This is a genomic window from Streptomyces sp. NPDC001732, from assembly GCF_053596315.1.
In genome coordinates, this window is sequence record NZ_JBSFFY010000009.1 from 121,301 (window position 1) to 145,808 (window position 24,508).

19 protein-coding genes and 1 pseudogene are annotated in these 24,508 nt (G+C 71.3%); 11 read left to right on the plus strand and 9 right to left on the minus strand.

Annotated features, from left to right (window positions below; all coding sequences use genetic code 11):
- Window positions 1–97: 97 nt before the first annotated feature.
- The 3 genes from ACWCXX_RS12680 to ACWCXX_RS12690 form a co-directional block, all read right to left on the minus strand.
- The gene (locus ACWCXX_RS12680; protein ID WP_451126338.1) at window positions 98–1,213 is read right to left on the minus strand and encodes a tetratricopeptide repeat-containing glycosyltransferase; all 1,116 of its coding nucleotides are present in this window, start codon (window positions 1,211–1,213) and stop codon (window positions 98–100) included.
- 45 nt (window positions 1,214–1,258) lie between these two features.
- On the minus strand, window positions 1,259–2,662 hold the full coding sequence (locus tag ACWCXX_RS12685; RefSeq protein WP_451126339.1) for a DUF2079 domain-containing protein: 1,404 nt from the start codon (window positions 2,660–2,662) through the stop codon (window positions 1,259–1,261).
- A gap of 197 nt (window positions 2,663–2,859) precedes the next feature.
- Window positions 2,860–3,582: a peptidylprolyl isomerase gene (locus ACWCXX_RS12690; protein ID WP_451126340.1), complete on the minus strand. Its 723-nt coding sequence runs from the start codon at window positions 3,580–3,582 to the stop codon at window positions 2,860–2,862.
- A gap of 382 nt (window positions 3,583–3,964) precedes the next feature.
- Here ACWCXX_RS12690 and ACWCXX_RS12695 point away from each other — a divergent pair, with 382 nt between their 5' ends.
- The 5 genes from ACWCXX_RS12695 to ACWCXX_RS12715 all read left to right on the plus strand — a co-directional run bounded on the left by ACWCXX_RS12695 (window position 3,965) and on the right by ACWCXX_RS12715 (window position 9,927).
- A complete protein-coding gene (locus ACWCXX_RS12695; RefSeq protein WP_451126341.1) occupies window positions 3,965–4,987 on the plus strand; it encodes a collagen-like triple helix repeat-containing protein in 1,023 nt (340 codons plus the stop codon).
- 181 nt (window positions 4,988–5,168) lie between these two features.
- Window positions 5,169–6,272 carry a hypothetical protein gene (locus ACWCXX_RS12700; protein ID WP_451126342.1) on the plus strand — a complete coding sequence of 368 codons (1,104 nt, stop codon included), beginning with the start codon at window positions 5,169–5,171 and terminating at the stop codon, window positions 6,270–6,272.
- A 91-nt stretch (window positions 6,273–6,363) separates the two neighbouring features.
- A complete protein-coding gene (locus ACWCXX_RS12705; RefSeq protein ID WP_451126343.1) occupies window positions 6,364–7,596 on the plus strand; it encodes a toxic anion resistance protein in 1,233 nt (410 codons plus the stop codon).
- The gene (locus ACWCXX_RS12710) at window positions 7,593–9,233 is read left to right on the plus strand and encodes a substrate-binding and vWA domain-containing protein (protein WP_451126344.1); all 1,641 of its coding nucleotides are present in this window, start codon (window positions 7,593–7,595) and stop codon (window positions 9,231–9,233) included. Before ACWCXX_RS12705 ends, ACWCXX_RS12710 begins: the two co-directional genes overlap by 4 nt.
- Before the next feature lie 103 nt (window positions 9,234–9,336).
- Window positions 9,337–9,927 (plus strand): hypothetical protein, encoded by a 591-nt coding sequence (locus ACWCXX_RS12715; protein ID WP_451126461.1) that lies wholly within the window; start codon window positions 9,337–9,339, stop codon window positions 9,925–9,927.
- A gap of 28 nt (window positions 9,928–9,955) precedes the next feature.
- Here ACWCXX_RS12715 and ACWCXX_RS12720 read toward each other — a convergent pair whose 3' ends face one another.
- Entirely contained in the window at window positions 9,956–11,698 is a 1,743-nt protein-coding gene (locus tag ACWCXX_RS12720; RefSeq protein WP_451126345.1) for an Ig-like domain repeat protein, read from the minus strand.
- Window positions 11,699–12,035: 337 nt separating this feature from the next.
- Entirely contained in the window at window positions 12,036–13,859 is a 1,824-nt protein-coding gene (locus ACWCXX_RS12725; RefSeq protein ID WP_451126346.1) for a phosphoenolpyruvate carboxykinase (GTP), read from the minus strand.
- 212 nt (window positions 13,860–14,071) lie between these two features.
- Here ACWCXX_RS12725 and trhA point away from each other — a divergent pair, with 212 nt between their 5' ends.
- Both trhA and ACWCXX_RS12735 read left to right on the plus strand, forming a co-directional pair.
- Complete coding sequence (gene trhA / locus ACWCXX_RS12730) at window positions 14,072–14,767, plus strand: PAQR family membrane homeostasis protein TrhA (protein WP_451126347.1); 696 nt, start codon at window positions 14,072–14,074, stop codon at window positions 14,765–14,767.
- Window positions 14,768–14,818: 51 nt separating this feature from the next.
- Window positions 14,819–15,451, plus strand: coding sequence for a TetR/AcrR family transcriptional regulator (locus tag ACWCXX_RS12735; protein ID WP_451126348.1), 633 nt, complete (start codon window positions 14,819–14,821; stop codon window positions 15,449–15,451).
- Between the two features lie 244 nt (window positions 15,452–15,695).
- Here ACWCXX_RS12735 and ACWCXX_RS12740 read toward each other — a convergent pair whose 3' ends face one another.
- Window positions 15,696–17,711, minus strand: coding sequence for a thioredoxin domain-containing protein (locus ACWCXX_RS12740; protein WP_451126349.1), 2,016 nt, complete (start codon window positions 17,709–17,711; stop codon window positions 15,696–15,698).
- Window positions 17,712–17,910: 199 nt separating this feature from the next.
- Here ACWCXX_RS12740 and ACWCXX_RS12745 point away from each other — a divergent pair.
- A pseudogene (locus ACWCXX_RS12745) lies at window positions 17,911–19,684 on the plus strand (tetratricopeptide repeat protein).
- A 201-nt stretch (window positions 19,685–19,885) separates the two neighbouring features.
- Here ACWCXX_RS12745 and ACWCXX_RS12750 read toward each other — a convergent pair.
- Together ACWCXX_RS12750 and mca are read right to left on the minus strand one after the other, a co-directional pair.
- Window positions 19,886–20,122: a hypothetical protein gene (locus tag ACWCXX_RS12750; protein WP_451126350.1), complete on the minus strand. Its 237-nt coding sequence runs from the start codon at window positions 20,120–20,122 to the stop codon at window positions 19,886–19,888.
- Between the two features lies 1 nt (window position 20,123).
- Window positions 20,124–21,005, minus strand: a complete 882-nt coding sequence (mca, locus tag ACWCXX_RS12755) for a mycothiol conjugate amidase Mca (RefSeq protein WP_451126351.1) — start codon at window positions 21,003–21,005, stop codon at window positions 20,124–20,126.
- A 97-nt stretch (window positions 21,006–21,102) separates the two neighbouring features.
- Between mca and ACWCXX_RS12760 the strand changes: the two genes are divergently transcribed.
- Window positions 21,103–21,519 (plus strand): DUF4307 domain-containing protein, encoded by a 417-nt coding sequence (locus ACWCXX_RS12760; RefSeq protein WP_451126352.1) that lies wholly within the window; start codon window positions 21,103–21,105, stop codon window positions 21,517–21,519.
- Between the two features lie 251 nt (window positions 21,520–21,770).
- Window positions 21,771–22,268, plus strand: a complete 498-nt coding sequence (greA, locus tag ACWCXX_RS12765; protein ID WP_451126353.1) for a transcription elongation factor GreA — start codon at window positions 21,771–21,773, stop codon at window positions 22,266–22,268.
- 242 nt (window positions 22,269–22,510) lie between these two features.
- Here the strand turns inward: greA and ilvA are convergent, their stop codons facing one another.
- Window positions 22,511–23,740, minus strand: a complete 1,230-nt coding sequence (gene ilvA / locus ACWCXX_RS12770) for a threonine ammonia-lyase (RefSeq protein WP_451126354.1) — start codon at window positions 23,738–23,740, stop codon at window positions 22,511–22,513.
- Between the two features lie 186 nt (window positions 23,741–23,926).
- On the opposite strand from ilvA, the gene ACWCXX_RS12775 reads away from it, so the two are divergent.
- Window positions 23,927–24,457, plus strand: a complete 531-nt coding sequence (locus ACWCXX_RS12775; protein WP_451126355.1) for a MarR family winged helix-turn-helix transcriptional regulator — start codon at window positions 23,927–23,929, stop codon at window positions 24,455–24,457.
- Window positions 24,458–24,508 lie beyond the last annotated feature (51 nt).

Genomic DNA, 24,508 nt, shown 5'->3' on the forward strand with positions numbered 1-24,508 from the left:
CTCGGCGGCGCGTGGACCGGGTTGCCACCCAATTGCCGCACACGACCGACCGCGCGACCCCGGGTCCGGCCCCGGTCCGGGCCTGCTCCGGCCCCGGTCAGGCGTTCACGAGTTCCCTCGAACCCAGCTTCTGCCGGGCGAATTCGAGGTTGCCGACCACACGGTCGTGGTGCTCGGGAGGCAGCTTGCCGCTCTTGAGGAGGCGTTGGCTGCAGCGCTCCGACTCCTCGTAGTTTCCGGTCCAGTAAGCGGCTACGGCGAGTTCGTCGAGCGAGCACCAGTCGTACCACTCGAACTCGACGAACAGAATGTCTTCCGGGTACGGGATCTGCGCTGCTTGCTGCGCGAACATGTACGCAAGTGGCCAGCGCCGGCCGTTCGTGCGGCAGTAGCGCGCGAGTTCACCGAGCGCTTCGGCGCGAGAAGGACGGCTTTCGTGCGCGCGAAGGTAGCGGTCGATCACCTCGGCCGGCGGCCTGCCTAGCTCTGCCGCAAGCCGTGCGGCGTAGAGGTGGGAACAGAAGACTTCCTCCGCGAAGCCGCCCATGCCTGCCCGGCGGTCGTAGGCGGCGAGTGACCTCTTCGGCTCTCCGGCATCCCGCCAGCTCTGGGCGAGGTAGAAGACGTAGCGGGAGTTGTCGGGTTCCTTGATCAGACCCTGTTGAAGGACCTTGGCGTCGCGCAGGTACTTCTTCCGCGTTCCTTCTCCTCTCAGGCGTGCGCCGCCGCCCACCGAGAGGATGTTGGCGCCTTTGAACGTCCCGAGGGTGTACGGCATTCCGCAGTCGATGTACTCGTGCAGGACGCCGACATAGCGCCAGGGCAACCGGGTCGAGACCAGAGCGGGGCGCCAGTGGGTGATGGGTCCGTCGTGCAGTGCGACTCGATAGGCGTCGTGGGTCAGCTCCGGCATGCGGAAGCCGGGCTCCACCTCCATCTCGTCGTCGGCGTCGATGAACAGCAGATAGTCCGCTTCGGCGCGCGCCAGGTCGATCGCCTCGCTGCGGCTCCCGTCGTATCCCTTCCAAGGACTTTCGTGCAGGGTGCCGGGCAGATCACTGAAGATGTCACGGATGACGTCCTGGGTGCCGTCGGTCGATCCCGTGTCCAGGATGACCCACGTGTCGATCAAAGGGCGCACGGATTCGAGGCAGCGTCTGATGACCGGGGCCTCGTTCTTGACGATCATGTTCAGGCAGACCGTTGATTTCACGGGTCACCTCCAACTCGGTGAGGCAGGAAGACCGAAGACGCGACGTCAGCTCGGACGCTTGAGCAGTACGAAGCCCTGTTCATTGCTCACGGTGAGATACCCCTGTGCCCGCGCAGCGCCCAGGGCCTGCCGTTCCTGAAAGACGTTCAGCGGCCACCGCCGGCTGAACGGCACCTTGGTGTCCACCATGATCCACTGAGGATCGGGACGGCTGTCGGGCCAGCCGTAGAGGCTGGCACTCGTACGGTTCGTGAGCTGGGGCACGAGCTCATTGGATGCCTGCACCGTGGCGCCGTCAGGAATCCGGTCCATCAGACGGTGGGCGACAGCGATGCGGGGATCGTCCCGCCAGGTGGCCGGCTGGACCAGCTGCCAGAACGGATACTGCGGAAGGACCAGGAGCGTGATCGCGGCGGAGCCGGCGAGGTACCGCCGCAGGCTGCTCCTGCTCGGGTTCCGTCGGACCAAGGCGTCGATGAAGGCGGCGAAGACGATCGGCATCAGAGAGAGCGAATAGTGGTAGGCGGTGCCCCAGTGGGTGCTGAGCTCCGAGGCAGCCCGCCACATCAGGGTCGGCACCGCGATCCACATCAACGGGGACCGCAGGGCCAGGAACAGGGTCGGGGCCAGCACGAGCAGGAGCGTCGTGATCTTGGCCTCGGGGGTGATGAGACCGATCGTGCTCCTGTACAGCAGATCCGTCAGCCCGCCCTCACTGCCTTCCGAGCCGTTCAGGAAGCCCCAGTAGTCGTAGGACCCGCTCGGACTGAAGGCCGGCAGAATGACCATCGTCGCCAGCAGTGCTCCGGCCAGGCCGACTGCTGCGGTTGTGATCCCGAGCTTGCGGTCGCCGCGCCAGGCGACGACGAGGCCGATCACGACCACGGTGAGCCCGAGGTCCTCCTTCACCAGCAACAGGGGCAGAGCCCAGCAGACCGCGGCCCGCATCCGGCCCGTCGCGAGAGCGGTGAGTGAGCACGCGAGAAGGGGGACGGCGAAGGCCCATTCATGGAAGTCGGAGCCGACCCCGCTCGCGAGACCCCAGGAGAGGCCGTAGCAGACCCCGATGACCGCGGCGGCGGGGGAGCCCAGCGCTCGGCGCGCCCAGAGGGTCAGGGGCAGAACGCTCGCGGCGATCAGCGCCGCCTGCACCACGAGCAGGGCCATCGCCGAAGGCCACAGCCAGTAGACAGGTACCACCAGGATCAGAATGGGAGAGAAGTGGTCTCCCAAGATGGGAAAGTCCGGCCCCTTGACCTCGGAGACGGGCAGGTGCCCATGTGCGTAGGAGCGGACGACCTGTTCGAAGATTCCCAGGTCGAAACTGTGGGAGAGCATGCGCTGATGGATGCGCAAGGACAACGTCGCGTACGTGAAGAACAGTGCTCCCGACAGGGCCCAGATCCACCACGGGCTGTCGGAGCGGCTCCCCCGAGACGGCTCGGCCACCGGCCCTTCGTCCACGGTCGATTTTTGTTGCACCGGGAGCATGGCACTTTCGGCGGGTGGGGCTTGCATGACTTATTCCTTCCGGAAAACTGACCCTGAGGACCTCAAAATGCCAGCAACCTTCGAGGCCTGGCCCTGAGCCGCCATATACGCGCGCGGAATACCCCGAACAGCGGCACACCTGAGGCTCGATGGAATCACCCGCGCTTCTCGCGAGGAGCGTTGACCGATGCCTGTCGCACCGTTACCGACTTGATGACAACGGCCTTCTTCGGCCTTCCGTCGGAGGATCCGTCCCGAGTCCCGTCACCGGCGATCTCCTTCAGTACATCCAATCCGCTCACGACTTTCCCGAAGGGAGTCCACTCGGACGACATGGGGAAATCAGGATCGGCATAACTGATGAAGAACTGACTGCCGTTCCTGCCGGGAGCCGCCTTGGACATCGCCAAGGTGCCGGCCGAGTATTCGGCTCCGTCCAGATTTTCATCCCGGAAGAAGTATCCCGGATCTGCCGTGCCTTTCCCCTCGGGGTCACCGCAGTCCAATACGTAAATCCCTCGGGTCGTGACGCGGTGACACGTGCTGCCGTCGTAGTACCCCTTCCGCGCCAGGAAGGAGAAGGAGTTGGTGGTACAGGGCGCCTTGTCGGTCAGTGCTTCGAAGGTGACGGTTCCCCGGTTGGTCACGATTTCTGCCGTATAGGGCCGAGCAGCGGCCGATTCGTTGAAAGTGGGAATTCCCACGGGCTTTGCACCATTGGTGAGGTTGTATGAGCAAGCGGCCGACACCTTCGCCTCGACGTCATTTCCCGTGAGGGAGACCGCCGCCCATGTCAGCCCTGAACACGTCGCAGTTACGGCGAGCGCGACCATCGCCACCTCGGCCACGCGTTTCCTGGCCCCTGTGAAGAAATTCATCTTTCCTTGTAAATCCCTGGCGGACATCCGAGCCTCGATTTGGCAAGTGGGAGCTGATGAAGCATGCAGAGCGTATCCATCCGTCCGGGCATCGGCCGCACCGACACTCACCCGGAACTAAAGCCGCTACGGGGCCACATGATCCGACTCTTCCGGGCTCATTCTCTTTCGGCCCCCCACATTCTGCCGATCGCCTGAACGTCTGGTGCGCCTCGCCCACTTTCTTGCGCATGCACCCGAGTGTTGCATCGGAGGCTCTGTACGCCTCGTCGAGACCACTCCATTCGGTTCCCCAAGGAGCAAACTCATGAGTCCTGAGAACAGGACCCCCTCACGTCTTGGCCCGGTGCCCCGCGGTCGCAGGTGGCTGGCCAGCGGTGCAATGGCAACGCTGGGCCTCGTCATGCTGGGCTTTTCCAGCCCCGCGGTGGCAGGGGCCCAGAACGTCTTCTCTCCGGGCGAGATGAACCGGCCTGTGCTTATGGGCGGTGACAAGTGCGGGAAGCAGAAGGACAAGCACGACAAGGACGAGTGCTGCGACAACCACAAGAACAAGTACGACAAGGACAAGTGCAAGGAGGAGAAGGGTAAGCGCGGACCCACCGGGCCCACCGGGCCGACGGGGCCGCGCGGTGCCACGGGACCGACCGGACCGACCGGCGCTCCGGGTGAGAACGGCGAGAACGGAGCCACCGGACCCACCGGACCCACCGGAGCTCCGGGTGGAAACGGAGCCACCGGACCCACCGGACCCACCGGAGCTCCGGGTGGAAACGGAGCCACCGGACCCACCGGACCCACCGGACCCACCGGACCCACCGGAGCGACCGGAGCGACCGGAGCGACCGGAGCCACCGGAGCCACCGGAGCCACCGGAGCCACCGGAGCCGCTGGGCCGTGCATCTCCATCGACTCCTTCCAGACCGCCAACGAGAGAGAAGTCAAGGGCGTGCTGGCCCCCGACGGGACCCCGTTCGGGGCTTCTGTGGACTTCAACGTGACCCCGCCGTACACGTGGCAGCCCCTCCCCAGCGGCCCCGGATCCGGCTTCCCGGACAACCCCTGTGGCATCGCGATCACCACGCACGCCAACTCCGTCAGGTTCGAGGTGGTCACCACCGACGGGGATGTCTTCGACCTCGAATGCCCGACGGTCATGGGCGAACCTTCGACGTTCAATTGCGCCGGCCAGACATGGACACCGGCCAATCCGCAGCCGCCCCTCGCGCTCCGGGCCGGCGGGCAGCCGCTCGCAAGCGAGGAGCCGATGACCGAAAGCCAGCAGTCCAGCTACCTGGACGCGATGGATGAGCTGCTGAACAGCCTCGGCTTCGACAGGGGGATGAAGCCCAGCACGCAGGACGCAATCGAGAAGGGACTCTCGAAGAGCCAGACGCGGTCCTGACCTCGTTGGGATCCCTCTGAAGTGTGCCGTGTCCGGGATCGTCCGGGCACGGCACACGTGCGTGCGCCGTGCGGCGCAGCCCGAGTTCCACCTGTGACCGGGTCGCCGGAGAGAATCGGCCGCTCCCGTTGCGTACTGGGATACTCACTTCACCTGCCGTCCACCCGACTCCGCCTGGAATGTGGGGTTCCGGGAGCACGCTTCAGGCGTGAGACGCATCGTGGGAATCGTCCTGGCGGTGCTGCTGATCGGCGGAGTGGCAGCAGCCGTCGCAGCAGGACGCGCCGGCAAGGACACGAGCACGGCAACGAAGACCGTGCGTGGAGTGATCGGGTCGGAGAAGGCCGAGTTCTTCGCCGATCCCGACGTGGTGAAGGCCCTCGCCGCCAAGGGGCTCACCGTCAAGGCGGAGACGTCCGGGTCATGGGCCATGGACCAGTTCCCCCTCAAGGGTTACGACTTCGCCTTCCCCGGCTCGAAGGCCCCGGCCGACGAGCTCCAGCGCGAGTCCCCCGTCAAGGGCGGACCGATCAGGCCGTTCTACTCGCCGCTCGTCGTCGTCGCGCACCGCGCCGCCGCCCAGGTGCTGGCGGACAACGGACTCGCGACGCTGGGCGGGAAGTCCAGCGGCAAGCTGCTCATGGAGCCGTACCTCGGCGCCGCGCGGGCGGACCGGACCTGGCAGCAGCTCAAGGGCGCCGACAAGCACGCCGAGCTGTCCGGGACGGTGTTCATCACCAGCACCGACCCCGTTTCGTCCAACTCCGGCGCGCTCTACCTCGCCGCCGCCTCCTACGTCGCCGACGGCGGCCGGGTCGCCGCGGACGAGGCCGCGGTCGACCGCACCGCTCCCCTCCTGAAGAAGCTGATCCGGGTCCAGGGCGCGCAGCAGACCAGCACCGACGCCCCGTTCCGCGACTTCATCAGCGGGGTCGGCAACCCGCTCGTCCTGATCTACGAGTCGCAGGTCGCCTCGTTGTTGATGCAGGGTCAGGAGACCGGTGACCTGGTGCTCCTCTACCCCGACACCACCGTGTCCAGCGACCACACCCTCGTACCGCTGACCGGCACCGGACGGCGGCTCGGCGAGCTGCTCTCCACCGATCCGCGCCTGCGCGAGCTGGCCGTGCGGCACGGCTTCCGGCCCCAGGGCGCCGCGGCCGAGTTCACCGCCGCCACCGCCGGCCACACCGACCACATCGACCAGAAGCTGACCGGCGTCCGTCAGGCGCCCGTGCCCACCGCCACGGTGCTGCGCGCGATGGCCCAACGGACCCGCGGCTGAGCGTCCGCCGGGCGGCCGTGCCCGACCGGCGGCCACCCGGCGGACTCCGCCCCGTACGCCTTCCTGCCCTCCCGTTCCTGGAGACCCGCTCATGGCCGAAGAACCGCAACCGATCACCCTCGCCCCGCCCGGCGACGCCCCGCCGCTCGTCCTCACCCCGCCGGAACCGGTCGCCCCGGTCCGCACCGAGCAGGCCGCCGGTCTCGTGCCGGTCGACGAGTCGGTGCGCACGGAGATGACCCGCCGTGCCGCCGAGTACGTCGGCGGCCTCGCCGGCCTGGACGCCCGGTCGCCCGAATTCACCACCCGGATCGGGAAGATCGCCGCCCTGGGGCAGGACGACATCCGCAGCGCCGCCCAGCAGTCCAACCGGATGCTGGACCGCACCGTCCGCTCGCTGTCCGCGTCCGGAAAGGGTGCCGGGAGCGGCTCCGGGGGCGGCGAAGCCCAGGCCCGGGTCGGCTCCTCCCTCGTCGAGCTGCGCCGCACCGTCGAGGACCTCGACCCGCGCGACGCCCCCGCCAGGGGTGCGCGCCGGCTGCTGTCCCGGCTGCCGGGCGGCAACCGGCTCCGCGACCACGTCGCCAAGTACGCGTCGGCCCAGTCCACCCTGAACCGGATCGTGGGCTCGCTGCGCGGCGGCCAGGACGAACTGCGCCGCGACAACGCCGCCCTGCACACCGGGCGCACCCGGCTCTGGGAGACCATGGGGAAGCTCCAGGAGTACGTGGTCCTCACCGAGGCGCTGGACGACGCCGTCGAGCAGCGCATCGCCGCGGCCACCGACCCCGCGCAGGCGGACGCGCTCCGCGCCGACGTCCTCTTCCCCGTGCGGCAGAAGCACCAGGACCTGCTGACCCAGCTCGCGGTCTGCGCCCAGGGCTACCTCGCGATGGACGTGGTGCGCCGCAACAACGACGAGCTCATCAGGGGCGTCGACCGGGCCGCGACCACCACCGTCTCCGCCCTGCGGATCGCCGTGATGCTGGCCTCGGCGCTGGAGAGCCAGCGCAAGGTGACCGAGCAGGTCCAGGTGCTGCGCTCCACGACCGAGGACCTGATCCGCGGCAACGCGGAGATGCTCGCCGGGCAGAGCGGCGAGATCCAGCGCATCGCCGCCGACCCGGCGGTGGGGGCGGAGACGCTGCGCACCACGTTCCAGCAGATCTACCGGACGCTCGACGCCATCGACACGTACAAGGTGCAGGCCACCGAGTCGATGGCCGCGACCGTGGAGTCGCTGACCGCCGAACTCCAGCAGGCCGGCGCCCACTTGGAGCGCAGCCGGTCGGCCGGGGTGCCGGAGGGCGGTGGTCCCGCATGACGAACCGCCCCCGGAGAGGGCTGCGCAGGATGCGGCGCCGGGTGACCCGTTCGCTCGTCGCGCTGCTGTCCGCCGCCGTGCTCGCCCCCCTCGCCGCGTGCTCCGCCCCGGAGACCGGTACGTCCGGCTCGTCCGGCGGGTCCGGGCGGGACGACGGCCGGCCCCGGGCCGGCACGCTGCGGGTCCTCGCCTCCAGTGAACTCTCCGACATGGAGCCGCTGTTGGCGAAGGCCCGGCAGGCCACCGGGATCACCGTGCGCCCCACCTGGACCGGCACGCTGGACGCCGTCGAACGGCTCGCCTCGGGGAAGGCGGACGGGGCGTACGACGCGGTGTGGCTGTCGTCCAACGACTCCCTGCGGCTGCGCCCGGAGGCGGCGCGGCGCATCACGTCGGAGACCCCGCTGATGACGTCGCCGGTCGCGCTCGGGGTCCGTCCGGCGACCGTGGAACGACTGGGCTGGCGGCCCTCGGACGTGACCTGGTCGCAGGTGCACCGGGCGGTCGCCGAGGGCCGGCTGACGTACGGGATGACCGACCCGGCCCGTTCCAACTCCGGTTTCTCCGCGCTCGTCTCGGTCGCCTCCGGGCTCTCCGGCGCCCAGTCCGCGCTGACCGACGCCGATGTGCGCGGCGCGAGCGGGAAGCTGAAGGAGTTCTTCGGCGGGCAGCGGCTGACGTCCGGTTCCTCGGGCTGGCTGGCCACCGCGTACACCCGGCGCGGCAACGTCGACGCGCTGATCAACTACGAGTCCGTGCTGCTGTCCCTGAACCGCGACAGCCAAACCGGGCTGACCGTGATCCGCCCCCGCGACGGGGTGGTGACGGCCGACTACCCGCTCAGCACGCTCGCCGGCACCTCCCCCGACGCGAAGGACGCGGTGCGCGCCCTGGCGGCGTACTTCCGCACCCCCGACGCGCAGCGGCAGCTGACCCAGGAGACCTTCCGGCGCCCGGTCGTGCCCTCGGTGCGGCCCGCGGCGCCGCTCGCCGCCGACGCGCGGCGCGAACTGCCCTTCCCCGGCTCACGTTCGGTGGCCGACGGGCTGCTCCACAATTACGAGAACAAGCTGCGGCGCCCCTCGCGCACCGTGTACGTGCTGGACACCTCCGGCTCGATGAAGGGGGACCGGCTGAAGCGGCTGAAGGCGGCGCTGACCGGGCTGACCGGGGACTTCCGGGAGCGGGAGGAGGTCACGCTGCTGCCGTTCGGCTCGTCGGTGAAGCAGGTGCGCACGCACACCGTCGACCCGGCCGACCCACGGCGCGGACCGGCCGCGATCGAGGCGGACACCGCCGCGCTGACGGCGGGCGGCGAGACGGCGATCTATTCGAGCCTGAAGTCGGCGTACGAGCGGATCGGCGGCGGCAGCGAGTCGGCGTTCACCTCGATCGTGCTGATGACGGACGGCGAGAACACGACGGGCGACACGGCCGGGGGGTTCGCCTCCTACTACCGGTCGCTGCCGGCCGCGCACCGGGTCACCCCGGTCTTCCCGATCGTCTTCGGCGACTCGGACCGCGGCGAGCTGGACCGGATCGCCGAGCTGACCGGTGGCCGGCTCTTCGACGCGACCGAGGACCGGGGACCGGGTTCCCTGGACGGGGCCTTCGAGGAGATCCGTGGCTACCAGTAGGTCCCGTGGCTCCCGGCGCGGCCCGGACGGGTCCTCCGGCGGTTCGGGCGGCAGGTCGTCCGGCCGAGGCGGGTCGTCCGGCGGCAGGCCGGCGAACCGGGTGCTGGCCTATGTCGAGTCGCGGAAGAACCTCGCCGGGAGCGCCTGCGGGATCGCCGGTCTCGTCCTCACCTTCACCGGGCTCGCGGGGGCGTACTGGCCGGTGGTGGTCGCCGGGCTGTACGGGGCGGGCGCCCTGTTCGCCCCGCCCGAGCGGCCGCCCGCCCCGGAGTTCCCGGACGCCTCGTCGCGCCTGGACGCGCTGCGGGACGACTTCGGGACGCTGCGGGCCTACCTGGACGAGGTGGACCTGCCGCCCGCCGCGTCCGGTCGACTCGCCGAGCTGACCGAACTCCTCGACGGGCTGCTCGCCCCCGGCTGGGTGTCCGAGGCCCTGGCCGCCGACCCGGAGGGCGTGCACGCCCTGTCCCGTGCCGTGCACCAGGACCTCCCGGAGTCGGTCGACACCTTCGTGCGGACTCGTTGGTGGACGCGGATCACGCCCGGTACGGAGCCGCCCGAACGCCATCTGGAACAGCAGCTGACGCTGCTGCACCGGGAGGCGGAGGCGCTCGCCGCCGGGCTGCGGGAGGCCGAGGCGCGGCGGCAGCAGATCCACACCCGCTATCTGGAGGACCGGGGCCGGAACGGGTAGCGCCCGTTCCGGCCCGGGGCGGCCTTCGTCAGCGGCGGACCTGTACCGTCGCCGACGCCGTCGATCCGCTGTGCAGGTCGTCACCCGCGTAACCGATCTCGTACGTCACCTGTCCGGCGGCCCGGGGCAGGTCGTTGACGGTGAAGGTGCCGTCGGCGGCGACGGCGGCCGACGTCAGCGTGCCGGTGCCCTTCTTGTCGGTGCGCACCACGGACAGCGTGATTCCGGAGGGGAGCGCCCTGCCCCGGCCGGTCAGGGTGCCGGTGATCGTCAGGCCCTCGCTCTTGGTCGCCTCCGCCGGGGCCTGGAGCTCGATGGCGGTCGGGGCCCTGTCGACGGTGACGGCGAGCGTGACGTCCTCGGCCGGGCGGTGGGTGACGTCCCCGGTGAAGGAGACGGTGTAGGTGGCGTCGCCGACCAGGGACGGGACGTCGAGGACGGTGAACGAGCCGTCGGCCTCGGCCTCGACGGAGGCGAGCCTGCGGTCGCCGTTCGCGTCGTGCCGTACCGCGGTCACCCTGACCGGTTCGGCGGGGGCGGGCCCGTCCAGCTCCAACCGGCCCCTGATGCCGACCGGTTCGCCGACGACGGGGCGCCCCGGGGTGGTGGAGAGACCGCCGGTGAAGCGGGAGTCGTACTGGGCGGCCGGGGGCTGGATGACGTGCAGCCAGTACTCGCTGCCGGAGGCGTTGGTGGTGAGGGCGAACAGCCGCGAGCCGTCCTTCGCCCAGTGGAGCCCGCGCGGCACGACCCGGTCCCCTTCGAGCGCACCCTCGAAGGCGAACTCCAGCGGGGCCCGGCCGGACTCGGGGTCCGCGGGCTGCACCAGCAGGTCGGCCGTGCCCCCGGTCGCGGCGGCGCCCCGGGCGATGTGGGTGCCGTCGCCGCTGAAGGCGACCGCGGACGCCGTGGCGCCCTCGGGCAGCGGCTGGTACGCGACCGGCGCGTCGGACAGGTCGGCGGCCTCCAGGAGCCGGGTGCCGTACGCGGCGTCGGCGACCGCGATCCGCCGCCCGTCGGGGGACTGCGCCACGTCCTTCATGTCGAGGGCGCCCCGGCCCTCGGCGTCCGCGAACCGGCGTTCCGGGCCGCGCACGAGCGTCTCACCGCTCGCGTCGAGCGTGGTGAGGAAGGGGTTGGTCTCGCCGGTGTTGCGGGCCTGCGCCATCACGATGCGGTCCGGGACCTCGGGGCCGCTCGTCAGCCGCAGCCGGCCCGTCGCGTTCCACCCGGTGTTGACGGACCCGGGGTTCGACGCCGCGTACAGCCAGGTCTGGCGGTTCTCGCACTCGGTGGTGAGGTACGGCGTCTCGGTGTGCCACTCCTTGCCGCCCGCGAAGGCGAGATCCCGCGGGCAGGGCACGTCGTACGCGGCGTACGTGAAGCCGGTGCGCTGCTGGGTCACGGTGTCGAAGGCGAGGATGCCCGAGGACTGCGAGACGTGGAGCGTCCCGCTGTCCGCGCTCAGGGCCATCCCGGACGGCGCGGAGGCGGTGGGCAGCGAACCCACCTTCTGGCCCTGGAAGTTGTAGACGTGGACCTGGTTCGCGTACTGGTTGCGGCGGTCGTCCGTGATGTAGACCCGCTCGTGCACCGAGTCGACGACCATCGCCGAGTACGAGGAGATCGGCAGCTTGGCCACGGTGTCGCCGGGCACGGTGCCGTCGGCCGCGCGGGCGGCCGGTGGTGCGAGTGCGGTGAGGCCCGAGGTGCCGAGTGTCAGCACGGCCAGCGTCGCCGCGATGCGTACATGGTGCCGGTTCTTGCTCAACTGAGTCCCCCACAGGCTCCGTTGGCCTCCGGTCGACCGGACCGGAGGTGATGTGAAGAAACATCGAAGCGTTGTGGAGGTCTTGTGCGCAAGCCCTGGGCGATGTACGGACGTTCGCCGCGAAAGAGCGTGAACGATCGCGAAAGAGCGTGAAAGGTGAGGGGGAAGGGGCGGCCCCCGGAACCGTGAGGGAGTTCCGGGGGCCGTACCGCAGCCGGGTGGTGACCCCACAGGTCAGGGCGGATGTCCGAGACCCGGCCGCGGGGCGTGCGGGGCGCGCCGGGAGCCTGCCGGGCGATCTCCGACCGTGCGGGCCGCCCGACAGGCTCCGAGGGGGTCAGCCCAGGCGCTGGACCAGCGCGCGGTACTCGTCCCACAGCTCCTTCGGGGTGTGGTCGCCGAAGGTGTTGAGGTGCTCGGGCACCAGCGACGCCTCCTCGCGCCAGATCTCCTTGTCGACGTCGAGCAGGAAGTCCAGGTCGGCGTCGGAGAGGTCCAGGCCGTCGGTGTCCAGCGCGCCCTTGGCCGGCAGGATGCCGATCGGCGTCTCGACGCCCTCGGCCGTGCCGTCGAGGCGCTCGACGATCCACTTCAGGACGCGGCTGTTCTCGCCGAAGCCGGGCCACACGAACTTGCCGGCGTCGTTCTTGCGGAACCAGTTCACGTAGTAGATCTTCGGGAGCTTGGCCTGGTCCTTGTCGGCGCCGACCTTGATCCAGTGGTTCATGTAGTCGCCCATGTTGTAGCCGCAGAACGGCAGCATGGCGAACGGGTCGCGGCGCAGCTCGCCGACCTTGCCCTCGGCGGCGGCGGTCTTCTCGGAGGCGACGTTGGCGCCGAGGAAGACCCCGTGCTGCCAGGTGAAGGACTCCGTGACCAGCGGCACGGCGGAGGCGCGGCGGCCACCGAAGAGGATCGCCGAGATCGGCACGCCCTTCGGGTCCTCCCACTCGGGCGCGATGATCGGGCACTGTCCGGCCGGGACGGTGAAGCGGGCGTTGGGGTGGGCGGCGGGCGTGTCGGACGCGGGCGTCCAGTCGTTGCCCTTCCAGTCGGTGAGGTGGGCCGGAGCGGTCTCCGTCATGCCCTCCCACCAGACGTCGCCGTCGTCGGTGAGCGCCACGTTGGTGAAGACGGAGTTGCCCCACATGGTCTTCATGGCGTTGGCGTTGGTGTGCTCGCCGGTGCCGGGGGCGACGCCGAAGAAGCCGGCCTCGGGGTTGATCGCGTAGAGGCGGCCGTCCTCGCCGAACCGCATCCAGGCGATGTCGTCGCCGATGGTCTCCACGGTCCAGCCGGGGATCGTGGGCTCCAGCATGGCGAGGTTGGTCTTGCCGCAGGCGCTCGGGAACGCCGCGGCGACGTACTTCGCCTCGCCCTGCGGCGGGGTCAGCTTGAGGATCAGCATGTGCTCGGCGAGCCAGCCCTCGTCACGCGCCATGACGGAGGCGATGCGCAGCGCGTAGCACTTCTTGCCGAGCAGGGCGTTGCCGCCGTAGCCGGAGCCGTAGGACCAGATCTCGCGGTCCTCGGGGAAGTGCGAGATGTACTTGGTGGAGTTGCACGGCCACGGAACGTCCTCCTGACCCTCCTCCAGGGGGGCGCCCAGGGTGTGGACGGCCTTGACGAAGAAGCCGTCGGAGCCGAGCTCGTCCAGCACTGCCCGGCCCATGCGCGTCATGGTGCGCATGGAGACGGCGACGTACGCGGAGTCGGTGATCTCGACGCCGATCGCGGAGAGCGGGGAGCCGACGGGGCCCATGCAGAAGGGCACGACGTACATGGTGCGGCCACGCATGGCGCCGCGGAAGACGCCGTTCTCGCCGGTGAAGATCTCCCGCATCTCGGCGGGGGCCTTCCAGTGGTTCGTCGGGCCGGCGTCCTCCTCCTTCTCGGAGCAGATGAACGTACGGTCCTCGACGCGGGCGACGTCGCTCGGGTCGGAAGCGGCGTAGTAGGAGTTCGGGCGCTTGGTCTCGTCCAGCTTCGTGAAGGTGCCCTTGGCCACGAGCTCCCCGCACAGGCGCTCGTACTCGGCCTCGGAGCCGTCGCACCAGACCACCCGGTCCGGCTCGGTGACGGCCGCGATCTCGTTCACCCAGGAGATGAGCTCCTGGTGCTGGGTGGGGGCAGTGAGGGGAGCCGCGATGTCGCGCGCCACGATCGCTCCTTGTTGAGGGTGTCTGTTTGGTAGTTGCCCCGTGGGGGCTGCGACCCGGATGCTTCGACCCCTTCGAATCTCGTTGGCGCTCATCCGGTGCCGACCGCACTCATTTGATCATCCGACCGTTTCGCCCATATGTCCAGGGGGCCTCACACGTGAGCATTGCCACTCCCATTCGTTACCTACGGTTGCGTAGGTACGATGCGGGAATGACTGCCGCCGCCGCGCCCGAGTCCGCCGGGCTGGAACCAGCCGAGCCCCTTCCCCTTCCGGCGAAACCGCGAATGCGCGGCTGGCTGCACGCCGGGATGTTCCCCGCCGTGATCGTCGCCGGGATCGCCCTGATCGCGTTCACGGACAGCTCCCGCGGCCGGATCGCCTGCGGGATCTACACGCTGACCGCGTGCCTGCTGTTCGGGATCAGCGCGCTCTACCACCGGGGCACCTGGGGGCCGCGCGGCGAGGCGGTGCTGCGCCGGCTCGACCACGCCAACATCTTCCTGATCATCGCGGGCACCTACACGCCGCTGACCCTGCTCCTGCTGCCCGAGTCCACCGGCACCCCGCTGCTGTGGGCGGTCTGGGCCGCGGCGGCGGCCGGGATCGCCTTCCGGGTGTTCTGGGTCGGCGCCCCGCGCTGGCTCTACACGCCCTGCTACCTCGCCATGGGCTGGGCCGCGGTCTTCTTCCTTCCGGACTTCCTGCGGACCGGCGGGATCGCCGTGCTGGTGCTGGTCGTCGTCGGCGGCCTGCTCTACAGCGCGGGCGGCGTCATCTACGGCATCAAGCGGCCCAACCCCTCCCCGCGCTGGTTCGGCTTCCACGAGGTGTTCCACTCGCTGACCCTGGCCGCCTTCGTGGTGCACTACGTCGGCATCTCGCTGGTGGCCTACAACCACGGCTGAGCATCGTCCCGACCGGTGCCGAAGACCCGCCGATGCCCGACAATGACGACCATGGCCGCCCTCTCCCGCACCCCTTCCGTCTCCGCCCCGGGAATGCCGCAGCAGCTGGGACTGCGCGAGCGGAAGAAGCTCCGGACCCGGATCGCGATCCGGCACGCCGCCTGCCGGCTGATCGCCGAGCAGGGGTACGAGGCGACGACGGTCGAGCAGATCGCGGAGGCGGCCGAGGTGTCGCCCAGCACCGTCTTCCGGTACTTCCCGGCCAAGGAGGACATCGTCCTCGCCGACGAGTACGGCCCGGTCCTGGAGGCGGCCCTGCACCGCCGACCGGCCGGCGAACCGCCGCTGGAGTCGCTCCGGCACGTCCTGACCGAGACGTTCGCGGCGGTCCTGGCGACCGAGGAGGCGGAGCTCCGGCAGCGCACCCGGCTGATGGTGGAGGTCCCCGCGGTCCGGGCCCGGGTGACGGAGAGCATGTCGGGCACGGCCAGGACCCTGGCCGCCGCCCTCGCCGCCCGCAGCGGACGCGCCCCCGACGACCTGGCGGTCCGGGTGTTCGTCGCGGCGGTCCTGGGCGCGCTGCGCGAGGTGACGCTGCACTGGGGCGAGCACGGCCAGGAGGGCGACCTCGTCGCGATGATCGGCCGGGCGCTGGACACGCTGGAGAACGGCCTGACGCTCTGACCCCGTGCCGGGGCCGCCGGAAATCCCCCGTACGACACAGGCACCCCGTACAGCACGGGCAACCCGTACGGCGCAGGCATCCCCGTACGACGCGGGAATCCCCCGTACGGCGCAGGCACCCCCCGTACGGAGTACGAGACACGTCCCGCCCCGCACGACCGCCCGGCCCACGGCCCCCCGGAGCGCCGCCGCTCCGGGGGCGTCCCGTCCCCGCCGCGCCCCCTCCCCTACCGCCCCACCGCGCTCACCGCGCGCCGAGCCGCCGCGCCAGCTCCTGCGCGTCCGTCGTCGGGGCGTCGCACACGAAGTTCCGGCACACGTACGCCGTCGGCACCCCGTCCGTCATCGGCCGGTCCGCCAGCAGCGGGAACTCGGCCCCGCCCGTCTCCCCCGCGGCCACCACCGCGCCCGGGGCCGTCCCCAGCAGCGCCGTACCGTGCAGCTCGCCACCGACCGGTCCGGCGACGGCGACCTCGCGCGGGCCGTCGAGCAGGGCCTCCGCGACCGCGAGCCCCCAGCCGTTGAACCGGGGAACCCGCGGGCCGAGCGCCTTCACCACCCCCAGCGCCCCCTCCGCGGCGGTGCGGTGGGCCTCGGAGCCGGTGTGCGCGGCGTACGAGAGCAGCGCCCCGGCCGCCGCCGTCCAGCCCGCCGGGGTCGCGTTGTCGGTGGGGTCCTGCGGGCGGCGGATGAGCTGCTCGGCATCGTCCGCCGTGTCGTACAGCTGCCCGCCCTCGCCGGTGAAGTGCTGGAGCACGATGTCGAGGAGGAAACCTGCGAACTCCAGCCAGACGCCCTCGCCGGTGACCGAGGCCAGGGCGAGGAAGCCCTCGGCGACGTCCCCGTAGTCCTCCAGCACCCCGGCGTTGGCGCCGGCCCGTCCGTCCTTCGAGGTACGGGCCAGCCGGGCGACGTCCCCCATGTGGACCCGGACCAGCAGGTCGGCCGCCTCCGTGGCGCGCTCGACCAGGTCGGGCCGGTCGAAGTACGCCCCGGTCTCGGCGAGCGCGGCGATCGCCAGACCGTTCCAGGCGGCGACCACCTTGTCGTCCCGGCCGGGCCGGGGACGCAGCTCGCGGGCGGCCAGCAGCCGGGCCCGTACGTCGGCGACCCGCTCCGCGTCCGCCACGCCCGTCCCCGGCAGCCGGAGGACGGAGAACCCCTCCTCGAACGTGCCCTCCTCCGTCACGCCGAAGTACTCGGCGGCGAAGGCCGCGTCCTGCTCGCCGAGCACTTCCCGCAGCTGCTCGGGCGTCCACACGTAGTACGCGCCCTCGACGTGCCGCCCGGCCCCGTCCGCGCTGTCGGCGTCCAGCGCGGAGGCGAACCCCCCTTCGGCGGTGCGCAGTTCGCGCACCATGAAGTCGGCGGTCTCCAACGCGGTCCGCCGGGCCGACTCCGAGCCCGTGGCCCGCCACAGGTGCGCGTACACCCGGCAGAGCAGCGCGTTGTCGTAGAGCATCTTCTCGAAGTGGGGCACGACCCACTCCCGGTCCACCGAGTAGCGGGCGAAGCCGCCGCCGAGCTGGTCGTACATCCCGCCCCTGGCCATCGCCTCGCAGGTGTCGACGGCCATCTGGAGGGCGCCCTCCGCCCCGGTGCGGGCGTGGTGGCGCAGCAGGAACTCGATGATCATGGACGGGGGGAACTTGGGCGCCCCGCCGAACCCGCCGTGCCTCCCGTCGTACTCGCGGGTGAGCCCGAGCAGCGCCTGCGCCAGTTCCGGTTCGCCCGGCAGCCCTTCACCGCCGTGCGCGAGGGAACGCCGGGAGAGGTCCTGGACGACGCGCCCGGCGACCTCGCCCACCTCGTCGCGGCGCTCGGCCCAGGCCGTCGCGACCCCTTCGAGGACCTGCCGGAAGGACGGCATGCCGTGGCGCGGCTCGGGCGGGAAGTACGTGCCGAAGTAGAAGGGTTCGGCGTCGGCGGTCAGGAAGACGGACATGGGCCAGCCGCCCTGCCCGGTCGCCGCCTGCACCGCCTCCATGTAGACCGCGTCCACGTCGGGGCGCTCCTCGCGGTCCACCTTGACGTTGACGAAGTGCTCGTTCATGAACGCGGCGGTGGTCTCGTCCTCGAAGGACTCGTGCGCGAGGACATGACACCAGTGGCACGAGCTGTATCCCACGCTCAGGAAGACGGGCACACCCCGCCGACGGGCCTCCTCGAAGGCTGCGGGCTCCCACTGCCACCAGTCGACGGGATTGTCCGCGTGCTGGAGGAGGTACGGGGACGTGGCGTGCGCGAGTCGGTTGGGCATGCCCCCAATCCTTGCGCACGCGGCGGGGCCCGCGCCCGCACGCCACGGGTGCGGTGCGTACGGACGGCCCCGGCCGGCGCGTGTGCCGCCGCGCGGTACGGGGCACACGACAGGTCGCCGCGCTCCCTCGCCCCGGCGCGTCGCGGCCAGGAGACTGGGTGGCGGCAGGGACCACCGTCGCATCCGGAGGGGGACACACATGCGGGACGGCCATCGGGCGGAAGCGGAACGGCTGTTGGTGCGCGCCGTGGAGGAGGAGGTGCGGCGCTCGGGCGGGCGGGCCGACGCCGGTGTGCTGACGGCGCGCGGGCGGGCGGCGCTCGACTCGCTGGCCGCCGCGGCGGCCGACGAGTACGCCGCGTACCTCCGGGCGCTGGACGCGGCGGAGGCCGGGACGCGGCCGTCGGCACAGCGGTTCGGCCGGGCATCTATGGGAACTCCCCTGCTGGTTACGGGAGTTGCCGCGGCCGCCGCGGTCGGTGCGGACCTCGTGTTCGGTACGGGGACGGGGCCCGCCCTCGGCGCGGGGGCCGTCGTGGCGGTCGCGGGGGCCACGGCCGCCGTCGCCGGGGCCACCGCCGCGCACCGGCCCGCCGCGCACCGGCGCGCGGGTGCGCTCGGGCAGCCGGGTGGCACCGAACAGCTGAGGTTGCAGTGGCTGGCGGCGCTGGAGGTACGGGGCATCCGCCCGTTCCTCGACCAGCAGCGGATGCTCACCGCCGCCTCCCGCACCCCGACGAAGACGGTCCCCGCGCAGAAGCGGGCCATGCCCTCGCTGCGCGGTGCGGACCGCAGCGCGGCGGCCCGCACCCGCTCGGTCCTGGAGCAGTCCTTCGGTCAGCTCCCCGCGAACGACGGCCCGTTCGCCGGTCGTCGGGCCGAACTGGCGCAGATCGCGCGGTGGGTGCGCGAGGCCCGTGCGTCGACGGAGACCCGGCCGACCGTCGTCGTCCTGCACGGCACGCCCGGTGCCGGGCGCACCACGCTCGCGGTGCGGGCCGCGCACGAGTTGAAGGGCCAGTTCCGCGGCGCCTGCGTGGTGGACCTGCGCGGCGACGTGGCCGGTGAGGCGCCGCTGCCGACCCGGGACGCGCTGCTGCACCTGCTGAACCGGCTGGGCGCACCCCGTGAGCAGTTGCTGTTCCGGGAGGGGGAGCGGGCCGGGCGGGCGGACCCGGGACGAGCGGGGCGGGGCCTGGGCGCTGACCCAGCTGGCCCGTGCCCGGCTGCTGGCCGGTGACGCGGCGCCGGCCGTGGAGCAGCTGAACCGGGCGCTGGCCCTGCACCGGGACAACGAGGACGCGCGCGGCGAGGCGTGGACGCTGTACCACCTGGGCCAGGCCCTGGAGGAGAGCGGCGACACCGACCGGGCGGTGCGGCAGCTGGAGCGGGCGCGCACGATGTTCTCCCGGATGCGGGACGTGTACGGGCTGGCGTGCGCCCGGCACCACTCGGGCCGGGTCACCCGTGATCAGCGGGCCGCGCAAACCGGGAACCTGCGCAACTCCGGCTTCGCCCGTCAGCTGCTGATGGACGCCCGCGCCGACTTCCGGCGCATCGGGGTCGCCCACGGCGAGGCGTGGACGTGTCTGGAGCTGGCCCTGATCGACGCGGGCAACAACCGGGCCCCGCAGGCGCTGGAGCTGTGCGACGAGGCGACGGAGCTGTTCGGGTCCTACGGCGACGCGCGGGGCGCGGACTGGGCCCGTTTCCTGCGCTGCACGCTGCTGCCGTACGCGTCACCGGGCGGCAGCGAGGTGGGCACGGCGGTGGCCCAGCAGGAACTGGCCGAGCTGCTCGGGGCCGGTCACGCCGCGCGCGACGGCAGGCTGGAGGAGTGCGCGGCGGCGTTCACGGTGGCGCTGAACCGGGGCGTGGACCTGGAGGACGGCTGGCAGGCGTGGCGCCTGGGCCTGACGCCCGCCCGCCGCGCCCGGGAGGTCATGGGCGTACCGCTCCCCCCGAGGCCCTGACGGACCGCCCCCCGCCCATCGGGCAGGGGCGGGCACGGCAGCGGACAGGAGCGTGCGCGGCACCGGCCGACCCGGATGCGGGCGGCCGGCGCCGCGCGGTGCGACGGGACGGCGGGGCGACGGAACGGCGGACGTGCCGGTGTCGCGCGGGGCCACGAGGCGGCGGATGTGCCGGTGCCGCCCCGTGCCTGCTTCCCGTGCCTACTTCTGCTTCGTGGTCCCCGCCCCGACGGCGGCGTCGGCCGCCACCGCGTCCGGGTCCGGGGCCTCCTCGAAGTCGACCCTGCCCATGTGCCGGTTCATGGACTTCATCAGCAGCCACACGCCCACGGCGAGCGCCGCGAAGACGATGAAGCCGAGGACGCCGGGGGTCACCTTGTTCTTGTCGAGCTCGGCGGCAAGCGGAACGAGGTCGGTCAGTGCCTGGGTCGCGTACATATCAGGCATTGTCGCGGATGCCCGCGAAGAGGTCGCTCTCGGGGAGGGAGGTATCGACGAGGGACTTCGCCAGCTCGTACTCCTCGGTCGGCCAGACCTCCTTCTGGATGTCCATCGGCACGCGGAACCAGCCGCCGTCCGGGTCGATCTGCGTCGCGTGCGCGATCAGCGCCTTGTCGCGGATCTCGAAGAAGTCGGCGCACGGAACGTGCGTGGTCAGCGTGCGTTCAACGCGCTCGAACTCCTTCCAGCGCTCCAGCCACTCGCCGTAGGGGGACTCCAGCCCGCGGGCCAGCAGCGCCTCGTGCAGGGCCACCGTGCGCGGCCGGTTGAAGCCCTGGTTGTAGTAGAGCTTCTGCGGCTGCCAGGCGGGGCCGAACTCCGGCTCGGGGAACTTCTCGGTGTCCGCCGCACCGTCGAAGGCGATCATCGTGATCTTGTGGGTCATGATGTGGTCGGGGTGCGGGTACCCGCCGTTCTCGTCGTAGGTCGTGATGACCTGCGGACGGAACGCACGGATGCTGCGGACCAGCCGGCCCGCCGCCTTCACCTCGTCCTCCAGGGCGAAACAGCCCTCGGGGAGCGGCGGCAGCGGGTCGCCCTCGGGCAGCCCCGAGTCGACGAAGCCGAGCCACTCCTGCTCGACGCCCAGGATCTCCCGGGCCTCGGCCATCTCCTTCCTGCGCACCTCGTGGATGTTCTCCTCGATGTACGCGTCACCCTGGAGCTTCGGGTTGAGGATGGAGCCGCGCTCGCCCCCCGTGCAGGTCACGACCAGCACGTCCACCCCCTCGGACACATACTTCGCCATGGTGGCCGCGCCCTTGCTCGACTCGTCGTCGGGGTGGGCGTGGACTGCCATCAGTCGCAGCTGCTCGGTCAAGACTCGATCCTCAGTGATTCGGCACATGGGCAGGCTTCTATAGTGACCGAACCGGGGGGTGGAAAATTCCTCGATCCCCGGTACGGGAGGAACGATCATGGCCGCGGTGCGCGAGTCGCTTCCGGAGAACCGCTACGGCCGCTCCGCGGACCAGCGGGCGGACCGCAAGCTCAGGATCATCGGTTCGGTGCTGGGAGTCGTCCTCCTCGGCGTGGTCGGCTGGATCGGTTACGGCTACGTCACCGGCCAGGGCATCAGCGCCGAGGTGATCAAGCGCAAGGTCGTCTCGGACGAGCGGGTCGACGTGCACCTGGAGATCCGCAAGGACAAGGACGCCAAGGGCTACTGCACCCTGCGCGCCCAGCACGAGGACGGCAGCGACGTGGCCCGCAAGGACTTCCGGTTCGACGAGAGCACGGACCGCATCGACCGCGTCGTGTCCCTGCGCACGACCGCCAGGGCGACCAGTGTCGAACTGCTCGGATGCACCACCGACGGCGGGGCGTCGCACTGACCCCGGCGGCGGCACGTCGCCCCCTCGGACGACGGGCGTGGCGTTGACCCCCGGCAGCGGTACGTTGACCGCCGCGCACCGGCGCTGAACCACCGCCGACCGCTCTGACCTGCACATATGTGGTCCCGGTGTTTTACCTTCTCCCCCTTTCCCCGGTGAATTGTTAGGCTCGTGGTTTCGCCCACCCGTAGGGGCACATGCTTACGGGTAGGGCGATGCTTTGTATTCCCAGTACCGACGAGGAGCACCCTGTGACCCAGACCAGCGAAAACGTCACCTGGCTCACGCAGGAGGCGTACAACCAGCTCAAGGCCGAGCTGGAGTACCTGTCTGGTCCCGCGCGCACGGAAATCGCCGTAAAGATCGCGGCGGCCCGTGAGGAGGGCGACCTGCGCGAGAACGGCGGGTACCACGCGGCCAAGGAGGAGCAGGGCAAGATGGAGTTGCGGGTGCGCCAGCTCACCCAGCTCCTGGAGCACGCGAAGGTCGGCGAGGCGCCTGCCGACGACGGCGTGGTCGAGCCCGGCATGGTTGTGACGATCGCCTTCGACGGCGACCCGGACGACACGCTGACCTTCCTGCTCGCCTCGCGGGAGTACGCGAGCTCGGACATCGAGACGTACTCCCCGCAGTCGCCGCTCGGCACCGGCGTGAACGGCAAGCGGATGGGCGACGACGCAGAGTACGAGCTGCCGAACGGCAAGATGGCCATGGTGAGGATCCTCGCGGCGAAGCCGTACACCGGCTGATCCCGCACCCACCGACACAGGGGGAGCCCCCGGCCCGACGGGCCGGGGGCTCCCCCTGTGTGCGCGGGACGGACGCGCCCGCGGTGGGCGGCCGACGACGGCCGGTCGGCGGGGCAGAGACCCCGCGGACCAGAGCCCGTGCGGGGTACGGCGACCGGTACGGGGCCTGAGCCCGTGCGGGGCCCGGCCCCGCACGAGGACCGGAACCCGTGCAAGGGCCGGATTCCGTGCAAGGGCCGGGGTCAGCTCATCACCAGGTAGCCCGCCTCACGCAGTGCCGTCGAGACCTCGGTGCAGTGCTCCGGCCCCTTCGTCTCCAGTTGCAGCTCCACCTCGACCTCGGTGAGCCCGAGCCGGGGATCGGTCCGTACGTGGCCGATGTCGAGCACATTGGCGTCGACCTCGGTGAGCGCCGCCAGCAGGGCGGCCAGGGCGCCGGGGCGGTCGGTCAGCCGCAGCCGCAGGCTCAGGTAGCGGCCGGCCGCCACCATGCCGTGGGTCAGGATGCGCTGCATCAGCAGCGGGTCCACGTTGCCGCCGGAGAGCAGCGCGACCACCGGCCCGTGGAACGACTTCGGGTCGCTCAGCAGCGCCGCGACCGGGCTCGCACCGGCCGGTTCCACCACCAGCTTCGCCCGCTCCAGGCAGAGCAGCAGCGCGCTGGACAGCTCGTCCTCGGAGACCGTACGGACCTCGTCGACCAGCTCCCTGACCAGCTCGAACGGCACGTCGCCGGGGCGCCCCACCTTGATCCCGTCCGCCATCGTGTTCAGCGAGCCGATCGACACCGGGTGGCCCGCGGCCAGCGACGGCGGGTAGCAGGCCGCGCCCGCCGCCTGCACCCCGACGATCCGCACGTCGGGCCGGACCGCCTTGACCGCCACCGCGATGCCCGCCGCGAGACCGCCGCCTCCGATGCCCACGACGATGGTGCGCACCTCGGGGCACTGTTCCAGGATCTCCAGGCCCACCGTGCCCTGCCCGGCGATGATGTCCGGGTGGTCGAAGGGGTGGATGAAGACCGCGCCGCTCTCCTGCGCGTACTCCTGGGCCGCCGCGAGCGTCTCGTCGACGACATGGCCGTGCAGCCGGACCCGGGCCCCGTACTGACGGGTGGCGGCCACCTTCGGCAGCGGCGCCCCGACCGGCATGAAGACCGTCGACCGTACGCCGAGCAACGAAGACGCCAGCGCGACGCCCTGCGCATGGTTTCCGGCGCTCGCGGCGACGACTCCGGACGCCCGCTCCACCGGGGACAGCCCCGCGATCCGTACGTACGCACCCCGCAGTTTGAACGACCCGGTCCGCTGGAGGTTCTCGCACTTGAGGTGGACCGGCGCGCCCACGAGTTCGGTCAGATGGCGACTGCCTTCCATGGCGGTCGTCCTGGCCACGCCGGAGAGCATCTTCTGCGCCCCCCGGACATCGTCGAGGATGAGGGGAGGGAAGTGGCCGGTGACGCGGAAGTTCATACCGCAAGTCTGGCAGCTCGCCCCGGCACCGGCCGCGATGTCCCGGCCCCTTCCGGGCCGTTGTCCCCGGGTTTGCGCGTCGCTGGTACGCAGTACGCGGGTTTGCGCAGCACTGGTACGCGTTGCCCCGGCGCCGCGTACTCTGTCCCCCACCCATCCGACACCGCACGAAGAGAGCCCCCGGCCATGCCCCCTCAGGACATGACGACAGCTGCGTCTCCTTCCGGGGGCGCCGCCCCCGAACCCACGGGTTCCGACCACGTCCTCGATGCGCTGCAGCACCAGGTCGCGGTATTCGCCCGCCGTGCCGAGCAGACCCGCCTCGGCGGTGTCGGCCAGGTGCGCAATTCCATGGACCGGGCCGCCTATCTGCTGCTCAACCGGCTGGACCAGGAAGGCCCGATGGGCGTCAAGGCACTCGCCGCAGGCATGGGCATCGACTCCTCGACGGTGACCCGGCAGGTCGCGCCGCTCGTCGACACCGGCCTGGTCAAGCGCACCTCGCACCCCGAGGACGGCCGGGCCGTGGTGCTCCAGCTGTCGCCGCGCGGCCAGGCCCGGCTCGACGAGGTCCGCAGCTCCCGGCGCGAGCTCATGACCCAGGTGACGGACGGCTGGACGGCCGAGGAGCGCGAGACGTTCTGCACGCTGCTCACCCGGTTCAACGCCTCGCTGGCCGCCCGCCAGGCCGCGCACCAGGCACCCCCGGCCGGCTGAACGCCACCTGCCCGACCGGTCGCCCCGGCCGGACAGGACCGGAAATCTCGG